The following is a 14,139-nucleotide window of genomic DNA, read 5'->3' as shown; positions in this document are numbered from 1 at the left end:
TATGGGTTAGGCTGCGATCCCTTGTAATGTGGCAATAATTGTTCGTCTTCCACCATGATCTCGGTGTTCGCCGAGCATGATACCCTGCCACGTGCCAAGTGCAAGCTTGCCTTGTTGGACAGGTATAGTAAGTTGACACCCTAGTATACTCGATTTTAAGTGAGCAGGCATATCATCTTTACCTTCATAAGTATGCCTGAAAAAAGAAAGCTCTTCTTTTACACTATGGTTGAAGAACGCTTCCATATCATGCCTCACTGTAGGGTCAGCATTTTCATTGATTGTCAAACTAGCGCTTGTATGCTGAAGCCATAGGTGCAAAAGGCCGACTTCAACATGACGAATACTGGGTAGTGCAGATTCCACCTGCTGTGTTATCAGGTGAAATCCTCTCGGGTAGCTGTCGAGTGTAATTTTTTCAGACTGCCAGAAATTATTTGTCAAAACAGATTTCCAAATGCGCTAACCCTTCGTCGCACATGAAAGGAAGAATAATTTTAGCACCATCAACCTGGTGACTAATCGTATGTTGCTTTCCTGATACAACAATGGGTGTTGCCATTCCAAACTCGTAACCCCGTTCAGCAAGGTCTCGTTTTGCGTTACCGCAAATCATGTTGGTAACTTCGCCAACCATGTCGCCTACTTCTGCATCAAGCTTCTCAGGGCGCTCGCCAACCATTCTCTCCATTATAGTCAGGGCCAAAGACTCGTCAAAAGTAATAGACATAGAGCCGCGAACGTCAGGGCCCACCATGCCAATTAGCCCCGATACATCGCCTTTGGCGATATCACTTTGTTTGCGCTTGGGCTTGCCCGGGGTCAATTTAGTTTGAGCCATGGTTTCAAGCACGTTCAAAAGACCAGCAATAAACGGGTTCACAAAATCAGCATTCATGTACACTCTCCTGCGCAGCGTGATCTTCCGTTTGTTGACAATCGGCACATAATCCATGGGCCTCTATAGTTTGTTTCGATACTTTGAATCCGTGTTGCTTTGCTTGGCTATCAAGGGTCTCTTGAAGACCTTCAGATTGAATTTCAGCAACATCACCACAGCTGTCACAAATTAGAAACTGAACAGGGTGGTTACAACCAAAATGATAGCAGGCCACAAACGCATTAGTAGACTCTAAACGGTGAATAAACCCAAAATCGAGAAGAAAATCAAGGGCGCGATAGACTGTCGCAGGTTTGGCACTAGACTCTGTTTCTTTTAGTGAGTCGAGTAGTTCATAAGCACCCATAGGGCCGTGCTTTGAAACAAGAATTTCGTACACCTTTTCTCTAAGCGGTGTGAATCTGGCGCCGCGTTGCTCGCAATAAGCCCGTGCCTTATGAATAAGTGTGGTTTTGTTCATTGATGATAACCGTAAACTCGACTTTCATTGTTATATTAAAGCGTCACTTCTGGATCACGTTTTTTAGTGTGTACATGAGCTATTAACTCATCTTCCAAGGCAAAACGCTCTTCTAATGTCTCACCAAGCTTGGCTAGCGCTGAGTCAAATTCAGCTGCCTGCTCGGGCGTTACTGCTTGTGCAAACGTATCATTAAATGCGAGTGCTGCGTTAGTGGTTTTTGTCAATCTGGGGTAAAGTTTATCTCGTAGTGCAAGGCCTTCATTGTCGTTTTCAACCAACATATCGAAAACCTCAAAGTGTCCTACCGACAAATAATCGAGTAATGCGCTGCAAAAGTTGTCTATTTCATCTGGGTCAGGTAAACACTCGCTTCGCCTGTTAATACCTGCTAGTTCACAGAAAGAAACTAACAGTGCCTGTCTGTCCATTAACCAGCGGTCAATAACCTGGCTTTTCCCGCCCCATTTTGATTTAACGCTTTCTAACTGTTGCAACATTTTGATGTGTTACCCGTTTAGCGACAATAAGCTTCAGTATAACACTGTGCACTAGCGACACAAATTTTGCGCGAAAAAGTTCGTTTCAAAATGTATGGTGGCGATCTATACGCTCAGTATTTAGTGTAGTATGAAGCATTAAAGAACAGGAGTGATGTGCAATGATGATAAAGTTGGATGAGGCGAAACTAGCTGCTCAGCAAGCCCTGTGGGTAGTTTTTAGTCGCGGCAAAATTGTAGTACAAGAATCGTCTGAGTCTATCCCCGTTGCTTACCTGAGTGATATTCCATTTTTAGCATCTTATATCGATGAAATTCATCAACTTCCGCCGCTCAATGAGACGGCGCATAGAGATCTGCCCGTATATGTTGTTGATTTGGGCGCTGAGCATGTTGACGAACCCGGTTGGGAACGGGTATCGCTTAGACAGCTTCTTTTTGCCGAATACGATATTGCCTTTTCCGTTATTGGGCGAGCCTGGCAATACATCCACTTCTTGCGTACTCATCAATTTTGCGGGCAATGTGGAGCCAAGACTGAACGCGTAGATTGGGAAATGGCAATGCATTGTCACCGCTGTCAACATCGCAGTTATCCAAGAGTGTCTCCCTGTATCATTGTTTCTATACACGACAACGAAAAAATATTGTTGGCCAAAGGCGTTCGCCACCGAGAATCCAATATGTATTCAACCCTTGCAGGCTTCGTAGAAAGTGGTGAAAGTCTGGAGCAAGCGGTCCACAGAGAAGTTTTCGAAGAAGTTGGCGTTAAGGTTAAAAACTTGCGCTATTACAATAGTCAGCCATGGCCATTTCCACATTCCTTAATGGTCGGGTTTGTTGCCGAGTATGACGAAGGGGAAATTCGTTGTCAGGAGAACGAGATAGATGATGCGCAATGGTTTGATATAGATGCGCTGCCGACTATTCCACCGAAAGTGTCTATTGCGGGACAATTAATTGCTGAAACGGTGTCTCTGATCGGCGACAAATAAAAAACCCTGCCGAAGCAGGGTTTCAATAAGTTTAGCACGGTCCCATGTAGGGCTTCTTTTCTTTAACGGTTATAGTAATAGCAAACACTCACTTTAAGTGCAAGCGTCTTTTTAAAGTAATGTTCAAGTATTGTTTGTCTTTAATAATCGACACTACACCGATTTGTCGTTAAAACATTGATTTTTTAATACAGGTTTTAGCACACCTTAGTTAAGAATACTGGTATACTTTCGCGCTCAAATATCTTCAGTAATTTAGGTGAGTTATATGTCGCAAAATTTCCCCAGTGTTGATAAGCCCGCGTTAAAGAACGATCGTTACTTACGTGCGTTACTTAAGCAGCCGGTTGATGTCACACCTGTATGGATGATGCGACAAGCCGGGCGCTACCTCCCAGAGTACAAAGCGACTCGTGCAGTAGCAGGCGATTTTATGTCGTTGTGCAAGAATGCAGAACTTGCATGTGAGGTGACGCTACAACCTTTACGTCGTTTTCCTCTCGACGCTGCAATTCTCTTTTCGGATATTTTGACCATTCCAGATGCGATGGGCCTCGGTCTTTACTTTGAAACAGGTGAAGGCCCTCGCTTTAAAAATCCAATCACGTGTAAAGCGGATGTGGATAAAATAGGCCTTCCTGATCCAGAAGGTGAATTACAGTACGTAATGAATGCCGTTCGTACTATTCGCCGTGAGCTTAAAGGTGAAGTGCCATTAATTGGTTTTTCTGGAAGCCCTTGGACACTCGCGACTTACATGATTGAAGGTGGTTCAAGTAAAGCCTTTACCAAAATCAAGAAAATGGCATTTGCTGAGCCAGCAACGCTTCATGCGCTACTAGCAAAACTGGCTGATTCTGTTACTGAGTATTTAAATGCTCAAATCGCTGCGGGCGCGCAGTCAGTCATGGTATTTGATACTTGGGGTGGCGTGTTATCTCCTCGTGACTACAAAGAATTCTCGCTTCAGTACATGGAGCGCATTGTAAGTGGGCTGACCCGTGAAAATGAAGGCCGTAAAGTACCTGTTACCTTGTTCACCAAAAACGGTGGCATGTGGCTAGAATCGATTGCGGCGACAGGCTGCGACGCAGTAGGTTTAGACTGGACTATCGACATTAAAGAAGCGCGTGCGCGCATTGGCGATAAAGTTGCACTTCAAGGCAATATGGATCCATCAATGCTGTATGCTCAACCGCAAAGAATTGAGCAAGAAGTGGCGTCCATTCTAGAAGGTTACGGTGAAGGTAGCGGTCACGTATTTAATTTAGGTCACGGTATCCATCTAGACGTACCACCTGAAAATGCAGGTGTGTTCGTTAATGCGGTACATGAACTTAGTAAGCAATATCACAAGTAAGCGACTTCGATAAAGGAAGTAAAATGAAAACGTGGCTTGTGTTGTTGCTGATAGCGTTTGCATTGATAGCGGGGTATAAATTTTCTGGCTATCAACACCAACTCAGTGAATCCAATGCAGAAAAAGAGCGACTAACCAATGTGTTAGCGCGCTCTCGTGCCACCGAAACGAGTGAGCTGAAAGTTATTAAGCCCGCCGCCAAGTTGGTTTCAAATGAAGCAGGTGCGGTGCTCTTGGATACAAGCGTTACGAAAAACGGCGAGATGAATGTTGCCCCCGTTGCTGAGAATGTCCAAATCATGGCGCCAGAGGTTTTCTATACTAAAACCGAAGGCTCACTCAATACGTTTTTTGCGCTGCCGCCTAACAACGAGCGCTTTGTTTTAGACTCGGTAAAATGTGAGAACGGACATTGCGAAATAACGGGTGAGTATGACGGTTCTGAAACTGAGCTGTCGCGAGTTATTGAAGCATTGGAACAGGAGCCGTGGTGGGAATTCGGCTCGCCTATCATAACCACGCAAGTGGCACAGCGAGGCCTCAAACTTAACGTTTCTTTCGCCGCATCCCATTCGCCAAATGCTCGTGTGCGCTATCGGAATAGCACTCAGGCCGATTTAAACAGTCAGCTTGCCTCAGCGGGTTAACCCCAAAACGTGTATATCGCCAATTGAATTCGCGGTATGCCTTATTCAAACGTGTACTGGCGTTAGGCGTCTCTTGGTAAACCTTTTTCAATTACGCGAATAAGCCGCGCTTGCTGCCTGTTTTTCGCATCAGACGCTTGTTGCTTCTCTTGCTGCCGCTTAAGAGCCCAATCAATATGTCTGTCCACCAAGTCACTCACGCTCCCTCGTCTTTCTTTCAAAAGCAGAATGCTTTGTTCATCATACGGAGCGTTTCCTAACGCAACGGCAATATTACGCTGCCACTTCTCAAAGCCAATCCGCCTGATGGGAGAGCCTTCCGTATTGCGTAAGAAGGTTTCTTCAGACCAGCCGAAAAGCGCATTGAGACTTTGGCCGTGAAGCACTTGTCGCGGATGGAAATCTTCTTCACTGGTAACGTCGGCAATGCGATTCCAAGGGCAAACAAGTTGGCAATCGTCACATCCATAAATGCGATTGCCCATCATGGGGCGTAAATATTCGGGAATATCTTTGTCTGATTCAATGGTGAGATAGGAAATACAGCGACGGGCATCTACTTTATAAGGCGCAACAATCGCATTGGTAGGGCAAATGGTTAAACACGCCGTGCAGGTGCCGCAACCCTCTTCAATTGGTGAGTCAGTGGGTAATGGCAAATTGATGAACAGCTCACCTAAGAAGAACCAAGAGCCGGCTTCTTTGTTGAGTGTCAGGCTGTGTTTCCCCGTCCAGCCAATACCCGCTTTTTCAGCAATAGCGTGTTCCAACACGGGGGCTGAGTCTACAAACGGGCGATATTGGGTATGCGCCAAGGATGCGGTGATTTTCTCACCCAATTGCTTCAGACGTTTGCGCAGCACTTTGTGGTAGTCACGGCCCAATGCATAGCGGCTGATGTATCCTATTTCTGGCTTTTTTAAATGCTTAGCAAACGAGGCGTCAGGAGGTAAGTAGTTCATGCGAACGCTGATAACCCGTAATGTCCCTGGGACCAACTCATCAGGCCGGGCACGCTTCATCCCATGACTCTCCATAAAGGCCATGTCACCGTGATACCCATTGTCTAACCATTCCTGAAGGTGTGCCTCGTGCTGATGTAGATCAATATCGCTGATGCCAACCTGCTGAAAGCCTAGCGCTGTACCCCAAGCCTTGATATTGTTGGTTAATTCAACAAGGTCGATAGAACTAAATTCGGACATGTGCTCATGCTAGATACTCAATTAACGTCAAGTTTATCATACAAATTATTTCGGGCCGATCAGGTTAGGGAAAATGAGGGACAAGCCGCCGCGAATTCGGGCTGCGATATGTTCACGTTGATGCAACGAGCTGGTGATGTGGTGTTTAAGCAGTGTCTTGAGCTTATGCCAAACTCAGACGTTTACTTAGTGCTGGTGGGCCAAGGTAACAATGCGGGTGACGGCTACATTGCAGCAATAAACGCAAAACTTGCGGGTAAACAAGTGCATTTATGTGCGGTTGAGCCTGAACGTACGCTGGATGGTGATGCTGGCAAAGCACAGCAGCGCTGGCTCGATTCAGGAGGCAGTATCAATGGGTTTGACGCTGAGCTCCTCGAGAAGTCTGACGTAGTGATTGATGCGCTTCTTGGTACAGGTATTAATAGCTATATTCGCAATGAGTTTGCAGACATCATTGATGCGGTGAATACATCATCAACACCGGTAGTAAGCGTTGATGTGCCGTCAGGGCTTGATGCAAATACAGGACAGAGCCTGGGGCGATGTGTTCAGGCTGATATCACCGTTACTTTCGTGGGCATTAAGCCGGGGCTTGTTACTGGTGCGGGTAAACAATCGTGCGGTAAGTTAGTGTATGCGGACTTGGGTATTGGCAAAGCGTTCCAAGCGTTCGCTAAAGCGAGCGCGACCATGCTAAATATCGACCACTTTAAAGGTATGGGGCCACGGGAGATTAACAGTCATAAAGGGACTTATGGTCGACTGTTGTGCATTGGCGGTAACCGCGGAACAGCAGGTGCCATTCGACTCGCCAGTGAAGCCGCACTGAGAAGTGGTGCGGGCATGGTACGCGTGTATACCCATGAGTCGTCGGTCGTTCAGGTCAGTGCAGGCAGACCTGAACTCATGGTCACCGACTTTAATTTGGAAGATGCATTAGCTTGGGCAACCTGTGTGGTTATTGGACCCGGTCTTGGGCAAGATGAATGGGCAGAAAGCGCATTTGAAACCACCATGAAACACTGTCAAAGCCAAAATAAGCCTGTGGTCATTGATGCTGACGCGCTAAATCTATTGTGTAAGCAGTCAACCGCGTACACCTTGTCGGACAGCATTCTAACGCCTCATGCAGGGGAAGCGGCTCGTTTACTTGGCGTATCGATTGACGATGTAGAGAGCGACCGTTTTAACTACGCAAGGCAATGTTCACAACGGTACCATGCGGTCTGCGTACTTAAAGGCGCGGGCACGCTTATCGACAACGAAAAGAAGACCTGGGTTTGCCGACATGGTAATCCCGGTATGGCCACTGCAGGAAGTGGAGATGTACTTAGCGGAATATTAGGCGCATTGCTTGCTCAAGGTGTAGAAACAGACATTGCAGCAAAATATGGTGTGGTGCTTCATGCAAAGGCCGGTGATGATATTGCCCAACTGTATGGTCAACGTGGTATGATAGCGAGCGATTTGTTCGACGCAGTACGTGCGCTTATCAACCACTAAATAGGTTGGTTTTGTCTTAAACGGGCAGGCATCTACTGTGTTTCTTTGTATTACTGTGGAATATTGTTGATGTCTTACCCGCATACCTCTTTTTTTGCTAATGAAGTAGATGATACTGCGCAGCTTGCCAAGGACTTAGCGCAAGCAGTTTCAAGTCAACTTCCTACCGATGCTGTTATTTATCTTAACGGCGATTTAGGTGCAGGAAAAACGACGTTTAGCCGTTATTTCATTCAATCTTTAGGTCATTCAGGTAGCGTTAAAAGTCCAACCTATACATTGGTTGAACCTTATGAACTGGATGGCGTCAATATTTATCATTTCGATCTATATCGCTTGGCCGACCCAGAAGAGTTAGAGTTCATGGGAATTCGCGATTACTTTGGTTCGGGCGCTATCGCGCTTATTGAATGGTCGGAAAAAGGGGGCGAATACTTGGCATCCCCAGACTTAGTGATTAGTATAAATATTACGCCATCGGGTAGGCAGTTTAATTTGGAAGCAAAAAGTGCCCACGGTGCGAAATTGCTTCAGCAATGCAAGCGTGTTTAATGCAATGCAAAGTGAAAGAGAAACTGAATAAATAGCGGCTCCGGAGTTAACGAGAGCAGCATAACAATAACAGAAAGGCTAATTATGGTGCGCAGTATAGTTTCGGTATTATTATTGTGTTTCGTCGTGCAATTCGCACACGGCGCGCAAAATAACATCGACGGGGTTAGGATATGGCCGTCGCCGGACAATACGCGCGTTGTTTTCGATATGAAATCAGCGCCAGAGTTCACCTATTTTACACTTAAAAATCCGCTTCGGCTTGTCATCGATCTTAATAACACCAGCGACACCGCTAAGCTTTCTGGTATTGAAAACAGCGGTGATTTGATTAAAAAGCTGCGCTACTCCACGCCGAAAAACAAATCATCTGCCAGAGTGGTTGTTGAGCTCAATAGAAATACAAAGCCCTCGTTATTTGCAGTAACCCCCGATGGTGCTTACGGACACAGGCTGGTTGTCGATTTACCAGATAGCGCGCCGAAGCCGTCGCCAACGTTATCAGCGTCGGCATCAACTGGCTCTGTCGTTATTGATGATTCTACCAGTGCCCGAGACCGAGACATTATCGTCGCCATCGACGCCGGGCATGGTGGACATGACCCAGGTTCAATCGGTCCGGCTGGTACCTATGAAAAGCACATCACCCTGAGTATCGCCAAAAAACTGGAAGACATGATAAACCGGGAGCGAGGTATGCGCGCCATCATGACTCGTGGCGATGATTATTATGTTTCTCCTAATCGACGTCCTGAAATTGCGCGCGAGAAAAAAGCCGATTTGCTTATTTCCATCCACGCCGATGCGTTTAGTCAGCCTCAACCGCGAGGTGGTTCGGTGTGGGTACTATCCATGCGAAGAGCAGACACTGAATTAGGCCGCTGGCTAGAGAAATCTGAACGTCACTCGGAACTATTAGGTGGAGCCGCTGAGGTTATCAATGACAAATCAAGCGAGCGATATCTTACTGAAACCATACTGGGTTTATCGATGGATCACAGTATGGCGACCAGCCACGATTTAGGTAATAAAGTGGTTGAAGAGCTAAAGCAGGTGACCAGTCTGCATAAAAGAAAACCACAAGCCGCCAGTTTTGCAGTTTTGACCGCGCCTGACATCCCCTCTATTTTGGTCGAAGTCGGTTTCATTTCTAATCCGCAAGAAGAGAAGAATCTGAACTGGTCTAAACATCGCGAACGCTTAGCGAATGCCATGTTTAATGCGACTAAGCGTTACTTCAAGCAAGTTCCCCCTGATGGTACACTGTGGGCACAAGAAAGGGCGAACAACCGAACGCACAAAGTAAGAAGCGGCGAGTCGCTCTCGTTATTAGCACAGCGTTACAATGTAAAAGTAAGCAGCATCAAAGCAGCGAATGATCTTTCAAGTGATGTTGTACGCGTAGGGCAGGTACTAAATATTCCGAGAACCTAAACCTAGGTTTTGTTTCATCGGCTTTTTCAGCACTCATTGCACTTACATGTCGTATCGCCACGAATCCATATAGTTAATATCATAGGGTAGTCCTTTGCCTATACAGCTTTTATCTCCCCAACTTGCAAACCAGATTGCCGCTGGTGAAGTGGTTGAGCGCCCCGCGTCTGTGGTTAAAGAATTACTAGAAAACAGCCTTGATGCTGGTGCCACCAAAATAGAAGTCGATATTGAAAAAGGTGGCCACAAGCGCATTCGAATAAAAGACAATGGCTCTGGCATTGTCAAAAGTGAACTGCAGCTGGCATTGAGTCGCCATGCAACCAGCAAAATCACCACTCTGGATGACTTAGAACAAATTCTCTCTCTTGGCTTTCGTGGCGAAGCGCTAGCCAGTATTAGCTCGGTAAGCCGGTTAACACTGACATCGCGCACTGAGTCTCAAGGTGAGGCGTGGCAGGCCTACTGTGAGGGTAGGGAAATGGCGGTAAATATCCAGCCAGCGGCCCACCCTGTTGGCACCACAATTGACGTGGCAGATCTGTTTTACAACACGCCAGCAAGACGTAAGTTTTTACGCACCGAAAAAACCGAATTTCAGCATATTGAAGAAGTCATAAAACGCATAGCACTGAGCTATCCCAAGGTTTCATTTGTTTTAAAACACAACGATAAAGTAGCAAAGCGCTTTATCGCCGATAAGGAAGGCAGTTTAGCCACCCGAATTGGCGCTGTGGTTGGACAAAAGTTTGTTCAAAACGCCGTGCATATTAGTACTGAGTATGAAGGTCTTCACATTGATGCTTGGCTAGGTAATGAGGCCATGCTTCGCAGCAGTAATGATTGCCAGTTCAGTTTTGTTAACGGCAGAGGCATGCGAGATAAGCTTATTATGCACGCTATTCGCCAAGCGTACGAAAGCGTTTGGGGTGTGGTGGAGCAACCAAGCTTTGTGGTGTACTTAACGGTTAACCCTAAAGATGTGGATGTAAATGTTCATCCCGCCAAGCATGAGGTGAGGTTTCAACAAGGCAGATTGGTACACGACTTTATCTGTAAAACCGTGAGTGATGCGCTGCACGCCATGACCGAAGAACAGCCTTTATCAGGAATGGACGCAAACCGTCCTTCGGGCTCAGATTTCATGTCTTCTCAGGTAGAACACGATTACATTAGGCCTTTACAGAATCAAACGTCGGATAATGCACAGGCGTTCAACGAGTCTTCTCGTTACTCGACGGGGGGAATCTCGCAAGGCGCGCCACAGTCTTATGGGCAATTTACAGGCAGTCCAAGAAATACATCCTCGGGAAGTGCCAGTGGTGGACGAAGTGGTGGCGCTGCACATAAGCAAAGTCGAGGGCCAAGTGCGGCATATCAGTCAAATTACAATGCGTTAATGACGCCAAATAGCGACATTATTAACAACAATGCAGACCCGATGCCCGTTGCAGAGCACGTTAATCTAACTTCCCAGTGTAGAATTTACCCAAAATCAGAAAAAATTTACCTTCTTTGTGCAACTAAAGTTGCAAGTATCTGGTTAAGCGAACTATTTTTAAAAGCGCAGCATGGACAACCGTTGTTAATGCCCGTTGCTGTTTCGCTCAATAATGTCAATGAGCAACTGGTTACACTGCTAAACGACGCGCATTTTGAAGTGAATAAAGTGGCTGGCAAATATCGGCTGCAACAGGTGCCGGCCGGCACCAGGCACTTGCCGTGGCTCAAGTGGTTTGAATACTTCTTATTAGTTGAACTAAATGATGAAGTAAATTCACTTGATGATGCCGTAAAATCATTGGTTTTGCCTGAACATGTTTTAGATGAAGAGACATCAAATGCGCTGTGGTACTGGTTGGATCAGCAGAGCGAAGTGAAACAATGGGAAATTATTGAGCAATTTGCTAAAGTGCGCCCCTTAAATTCAGTGCTAGATGTATGGGGAGAATAAGGTGTCCAATGGCATAAATTCTGCATTGCCAGTAATAGCAATTATGGGCCCCACGGCATCAGGCAAGACAGGCTTGGCGCTTGATATAGCGGCCAAGGTTGAAAGCGAAGTAATTAGTGTTGATTCAGCCCTTGTTTATAAAGGTATGGACATCGGCACTGCGAAGCCAACGCAGGAAGAGCAAGCAGGTGTAGTACATCATCTAATTGATATTATCGACCCTGCACAAAGCTATTCGGTGTCGCAATTTGTAAACGACACTAATGCGCTAATTGGCGATATTTTAGCGCGTGGCAAGGTGCCAATTTTGGCTGGAGGTACAATGATGTACTTTAATGCCTTGATAAATGGAATTTCGCCACTACCTAAGTCAGATGAAAAGATACGGGACGAAATAACACAGCAGGCACAACGCTTGGGTTGGTCTAAATTACACGATGAATTACGTGGTGTAGACCCAATTAGTGGTGAGAGAATTCACCCCAACGACCCACAGCGAATTACCCGTGCGCTGGAAGTGTATAGAAGTACCGGCAAGACGTTGGCACATTGGCAACAACAAGAGGGTGAAAAGTGCCCTTATAACATTGCACAATTTGCCATAGCGCCCGCAGACAGGGCAGTGTTGCACGAACGTATAGCGACCCGCTTTGATTTGATGTTGGAGCAAGGGTTTGAGAATGAAGTAGTAAAGCTCTACGAACGCAGTGATCTTCATGAAGATTTGCCTTCTATTCGTTCGGTAGGGTACAGACAGATGTGGCAGTACCTAGACGGCCAATTGAGTTACGCAGAAATGCGTGAAAGAGGCATTATCGCTACAAGGCAGCTCGCCAAGCGTCAGCTCACGTGGTTACGGGGCTGGGGGCAGGTTACATGGCTAGACACATTTGCTAACGATAATTTGACTAAAATTACAGCGAAAGTCACACTTTAAATGTTTGAGTGTGGTATATATTAGACGTGCAGTGATAGCGAAATTCCTATCACGAATAATAAAAACTAAGGATATCAAATGGCTAAAGGGCAATCTTTACAAGACCCATTCTTGAACGCTTTGCGTAAGGAACGTATTCCAGTATCAATTTATCTGGTAAATGGTATTAAACTTCAGGGACAGGTTGAATCTTTCGACCAGTTTGTAATTTTACTGAAGAACACAGTAAGCCAAATGGTGTATAAGCACGCGATTTCTACTGTTGTTCCAGCACGCGCTATCACAATGCCTAGCGCAGGAGATTCTGAAAATACTAAAGGTGAATAATTTAAAAGGTAACGCGCTTGTTTGACCGTTATGAAGCCGGTGAACAGGCTGTACTTGTTCATGTTAATTTTTCCGACGAGAGCAGTAAAGAAGACTTAAGTGAGCTTGAATTACTTGTGTCTTCAGCAGGGGTTAATGCGGTAGAAGTTATTACGACTTCGCGCAGTGCGCCTCATGCTAAGTTTTTTGTTGGTTCAGGTAAGGCAGAGGAAATAGCAGCGGCAGTGAAAGCTCACGATGCCAACGTTGTTATCTTCAACCACGCGCTTTCTCCTTCTCAGGAGCGTAATTTAGAAGCGGTGTGTAAATGCCGGGTGTTAGATAGAACGGGGCTAATTCTTGATATTTTTGCGCAGCGCGCAAGAACACACGAGGGGAAGCTCCAGGTCGAACTAGCCCAGTTGAGGCATATCTCAACTCGTCTCATCAGAGGATGGACCCACCTTGAGCGTCAAAAAGGTGGTATCGGTCTTCGTGGTCCAGGTGAGACACAGCTAGAAACTGACCGTCGATTGCTTCGTGGACGTATTAAAGCCATTCTTCGTCGATTGGAGAAAGTGCAAAAGCAACGCGAGCAGGGTCGTCGCTCGCGCAAACGCGCTGAAATTCCAACGGTATCCTTAGTTGGCTATACGAATGCGGGAAAATCGACGCTGTTTAACACCATTACCGACTCACACGTTTACGCTGCCGATCAGCTGTTTGCAACGCTGGACCCAACGTTACGTAAAATCGAGTTAAAAGATGTTGGTCCCGCTATTTTGGCCGACACGGTTGGTTTTATTCGTCATCTTCCCCACGACTTAGTTGCTGCGTTCAAAGCGACTCTTCAAGAGACTCAAGAAGCAGATTTACTGCTCCATGTGGTTGATATTGCCGATGCGAAATATCGTGAAACCATGGACGAAGTAAACAACGTGCTCGAAGAAATTGAAGCAGGGGACATTCAACAATTACTAATCTGTAATAAGATTGATAAACTAGACGACGTTCAACCGCGTATAGAAAGAAACGACGAAGGCGTGCCTGTTAGAGTGTGGCTATCTGCACAAACAGGCGAAGGAACGGAATTATTGAGCCAAGCTTTAACCGAATGTTTAGGTAAAAGCATGGTGAATTACACGTTGAAGATTCCGCCTGCACAAAGTCGATTGCGCGGCGTGTTGTTCGAACTAAACTGTATTGCTAGTGAAGAATACGACAGTCAGGGAGACTGGGTAGTTGATGTAAGAATGCCCGCCGCTGACTGGAACAGGCTTGAAAAGCGTCTGGAAAACGGAATATCAGAGTATGTTGTGCGACATTAGTCAGTGCTAGTCACTGCATTGAGCATGCGAAATTCAAAAATATAACAGTAATCT

General features: G+C 46.1%; 15 protein-coding genes. 10 read left to right on the top strand and 5 right to left on the bottom strand.

Translation table 11 applies throughout. The features are described from left to right. Positions 1–6 precede the first annotated feature (6 nt). From MHM99_RS00360 to rsd, 4 genes are read right to left on the bottom strand one after another with little or no spacing between them, the layout of a single operon-like run. Positions 7–444, bottom strand: a complete 438-nt coding sequence (locus MHM99_RS00360) for a secondary thiamine-phosphate synthase enzyme YjbQ (RefSeq protein WP_039233612.1) — start codon at positions 442–444, stop codon at positions 7–9. After that, positions 434–898, bottom strand: coding sequence for a chemotaxis protein CheX (locus MHM99_RS00355; RefSeq protein ID WP_014951104.1), 465 nt, complete (start codon positions 896–898; stop codon positions 434–436). Before MHM99_RS00355 ends, MHM99_RS00360 begins: the two co-directional genes overlap by 11 nt. Continuing rightward, positions 888–1,361 (bottom strand): transcriptional repressor, encoded by a 474-nt coding sequence (locus tag MHM99_RS00350; RefSeq protein WP_014951103.1) that lies wholly within the window; start codon positions 1,359–1,361, stop codon positions 888–890. The genes MHM99_RS00355 and MHM99_RS00350 overlap by 11 nt, the downstream gene beginning before the upstream one ends. 35 nt (positions 1,362–1,396) lie before the next feature. After that, complete coding sequence (gene rsd / locus MHM99_RS00345) at positions 1,397–1,861, bottom strand: sigma D regulator (RefSeq protein ID WP_239217692.1); 465 nt, start codon at positions 1,859–1,861, stop codon at positions 1,397–1,399. Between the two features lie 161 nt (positions 1,862–2,022). Between rsd and nudC the strand changes: the two genes are divergently transcribed. From nudC to MHM99_RS00330, 3 genes are all read left to right on the top strand, one after another. Next, positions 2,023–2,856, top strand: coding sequence for an NAD(+) diphosphatase (gene nudC, locus MHM99_RS00340; RefSeq protein ID WP_080986364.1), 834 nt, complete (start codon positions 2,023–2,025; stop codon positions 2,854–2,856). 268 nt (positions 2,857–3,124) lie between these two features. Beyond that, a complete protein-coding gene (hemE, locus tag MHM99_RS00335; RefSeq protein WP_014951100.1) occupies positions 3,125–4,216 on the top strand; it encodes a uroporphyrinogen decarboxylase in 1,092 nt (363 codons plus the stop codon). Between the two features lie 23 nt (positions 4,217–4,239). After that, positions 4,240–4,863, top strand: a complete 624-nt coding sequence (locus MHM99_RS00330; RefSeq protein WP_014980563.1) for a hypothetical protein — start codon at positions 4,240–4,242, stop codon at positions 4,861–4,863. Positions 4,864–4,925: 62 nt separating this feature from the next. Here MHM99_RS00330 and queG read toward each other — a convergent pair whose 3' ends face one another. After that, entirely contained in the window at positions 4,926–6,068 is a 1,143-nt protein-coding gene (queG, locus tag MHM99_RS00325; RefSeq protein ID WP_239217690.1) for a tRNA epoxyqueuosine(34) reductase QueG, read from the bottom strand. A gap of 6 nt (positions 6,069–6,074) precedes the next feature. On the opposite strand from queG, the gene MHM99_RS00320 reads away from it, so the two are divergent. The 7 genes from MHM99_RS00320 to hflX all read left to right on the top strand — a co-directional run bounded on the left by MHM99_RS00320 (position 6,075) and on the right by hflX (position 14,085). Further along, positions 6,075–7,574, top strand: coding sequence for an NAD(P)H-hydrate dehydratase (locus MHM99_RS00320; RefSeq protein WP_239217688.1), 1,500 nt, complete (start codon positions 6,075–6,077; stop codon positions 7,572–7,574). Positions 7,575–7,643: 69 nt separating this feature from the next. Further along, positions 7,644–8,126 carry a tRNA (adenosine(37)-N6)-threonylcarbamoyltransferase complex ATPase subunit type 1 TsaE gene (gene tsaE, locus MHM99_RS00315; protein WP_014999858.1) on the top strand — a complete coding sequence of 161 codons (483 nt, stop codon included), beginning with the start codon at positions 7,644–7,646 and terminating at the stop codon, positions 8,124–8,126. A gap of 84 nt (positions 8,127–8,210) precedes the next feature. Next, the gene (locus MHM99_RS00310; RefSeq protein WP_014951095.1) at positions 8,211–9,560 is read left to right on the top strand and encodes an N-acetylmuramoyl-L-alanine amidase; all 1,350 of its coding nucleotides are present in this window, start codon (positions 8,211–8,213) and stop codon (positions 9,558–9,560) included. Positions 9,561–9,654: 94 nt separating this feature from the next. Next, the gene (gene mutL, locus MHM99_RS00305; protein ID WP_239217686.1) at positions 9,655–11,514 is read left to right on the top strand and encodes a DNA mismatch repair endonuclease MutL; all 1,860 of its coding nucleotides are present in this window, start codon (positions 9,655–9,657) and stop codon (positions 11,512–11,514) included. Between the two features lie 43 nt (positions 11,515–11,557). Then, positions 11,558–12,451: a tRNA (adenosine(37)-N6)-dimethylallyltransferase MiaA gene (miaA, locus tag MHM99_RS00300; protein WP_239217960.1), complete on the top strand. Its 894-nt coding sequence runs from the start codon at positions 11,558–11,560 to the stop codon at positions 12,449–12,451. A gap of 78 nt (positions 12,452–12,529) precedes the next feature. Continuing rightward, entirely contained in the window at positions 12,530–12,778 is a 249-nt protein-coding gene (gene hfq, locus MHM99_RS00295) for an RNA chaperone Hfq (protein ID WP_014951092.1), read from the top strand. 17 nt (positions 12,779–12,795) lie between these two features. Then, a complete protein-coding gene (gene hflX / locus MHM99_RS00290; protein ID WP_239217684.1) occupies positions 12,796–14,085 on the top strand; it encodes a ribosome rescue GTPase HflX in 1,290 nt (429 codons plus the stop codon). Positions 14,086–14,139: the final 54 nt, after the last annotated feature.

This window comes from Alteromonas sp. MmMcT2-2 (genome assembly GCF_022348305.1).
Taxonomy (GTDB): domain Bacteria; phylum Pseudomonadota; class Gammaproteobacteria; order Enterobacterales; family Alteromonadaceae; genus Alteromonas; species Alteromonas macleodii.
Note: the sequence above shows the minus strand (reverse complement) of the source record. Positions and strands in the feature narration are given on the sequence as shown.

Excerpts from the sequence above, each read along its gene's own strand:
- MHM99_RS00330 (WP_014980563.1), top strand. The coding sequence starts at position 4,240 with ATGAAAACGTGGCTTGTGTTGTTGCTGATAGCGTTTGCATTGATAGCG.
- nudC (WP_080986364.1), top strand. The coding sequence starts at position 2,023 with ATGATGATAAAGTTGGATGAGGCGAAACTAGCTGCTCAGCAAGCCCTG.
- hemE (WP_014951100.1), top strand. The coding sequence starts at position 3,125 with ATGTCGCAAAATTTCCCCAGTGTTGATAAGCCCGCGTTAAAGAACGAT.
- tsaE (WP_014999858.1), top strand. The coding sequence starts at position 7,644 with ATGTCTTACCCGCATACCTCTTTTTTTGCTAATGAAGTAGATGATACT.
- MHM99_RS00320 (WP_239217688.1), top strand. The coding sequence starts at position 6,075 with ATGCTAGATACTCAATTAACGTCAAGTTTATCATACAAATTATTTCGG.
- queG (WP_239217690.1), bottom strand. The coding sequence starts at position 6,068 with ATGTCCGAATTTAGTTCTATCGACCTTGTTGAATTAACCAACAATATC.
- rsd (WP_239217692.1), bottom strand. The coding sequence starts at position 1,861 with ATGTTGCAACAGTTAGAAAGCGTTAAATCAAAATGGGGCGGGAAAAGC.
- MHM99_RS00350 (WP_014951103.1), bottom strand. The coding sequence starts at position 1,361 with ATGAACAAAACCACACTTATTCATAAGGCACGGGCTTATTGCGAGCAA.
- MHM99_RS00310 (WP_014951095.1), top strand. The coding sequence starts at position 8,211 with ATGGTGCGCAGTATAGTTTCGGTATTATTATTGTGTTTCGTCGTGCAA.
- hfq (WP_014951092.1), top strand. The coding sequence starts at position 12,530 with ATGGCTAAAGGGCAATCTTTACAAGACCCATTCTTGAACGCTTTGCGT.
- miaA (WP_239217960.1), top strand. The coding sequence starts at position 11,558 with ATGGGCCCCACGGCATCAGGCAAGACAGGCTTGGCGCTTGATATAGCG.
- MHM99_RS00355 (WP_014951104.1), bottom strand. The coding sequence starts at position 898 with ATGAATGCTGATTTTGTGAACCCGTTTATTGCTGGTCTTTTGAACGTG.